The following is a 746-nucleotide window of genomic DNA, read 5'->3' as shown; positions in this document are numbered from 1 at the left end:
AGGTCGTGCCCCATTCCCCTCCACCACGCTTCGCGCGGTCCCCCTCCCCATCCTTCGATGGGGAGGAATGGGATAGGTCCGCTTTCCACCCAAATCTCTCGATCCGGCGGCTCTCTTGAATTTTGTCCACGCTGCCTGGCCCAAGGGCGGAACTGGGCTCCTGCCTTCCCAGGAGCACGGCTTGCTGAAATAAAGGGCGTTAATCCTCTTCCGGCTTTGCCAGATAGTCCCGCACGTCGCGCCGCAGTTCGCCAGCACAGAGATAGAGCGCGATGACATTCGGGATCGCCATCAGGAAGAAGCTGCTGTCGACGATGCCGACCACCCGGCCCAGATCGATGGCGGCGGCGGGGGGCAGGGCGACGATGTAGAGGATCTTGTAGCTCCACTGCGCCTTCGGCCCGTTGCCGAACAGATAGCCCCAGGCCTGAAGCCCGTAGAAGCCCCATGCCACCAGCGTGGAATAGGCGAACAGCACCACCACCACCGCCAGCAGCCAGGGGAAGGAGGGCGAAACCTGCGCGAAGGCGGCGGAGGTGATGGCGATGCCCTCCAGCCCGCTTTTCCAGGTTCCGGCGACGACCAGCGCCAGCCCGCCCAGGGCGCAGACGATCATCGTGCCGAGCAGCGGTTCCAGCAGGGCGACCAACCCCTCCGACACCGGATGCCGCACCCGCGCCAGGCTGTGCGCCATCACCGCCGATCCCACGCCCGCCTCGCTGGCGAAGACGGCGCGGCGCATGCCC

Annotated in this window: 1 protein-coding gene; it reads right to left on the bottom strand. The window is 66.2% G+C overall.

The features are described 5' to 3' along the window. Window positions 1–199: 199 nt before the first annotated feature. Window positions 200–746: alanine:cation symporter family protein (locus tag L286_RS31510; protein ID WP_021223257.1), on the bottom strand; the 547-nt coding region annotated here is incomplete at its 5' end.

This window comes from Sphingobium sp. HDIP04, assembly GCF_000445085.1.
Taxonomy (GTDB): Bacteria; Pseudomonadota; Alphaproteobacteria; order Sphingomonadales; family Sphingomonadaceae; genus Sphingobium; species Sphingobium indicum.
This window is presented reverse-complemented; position numbering and strand designations above follow the sequence as displayed.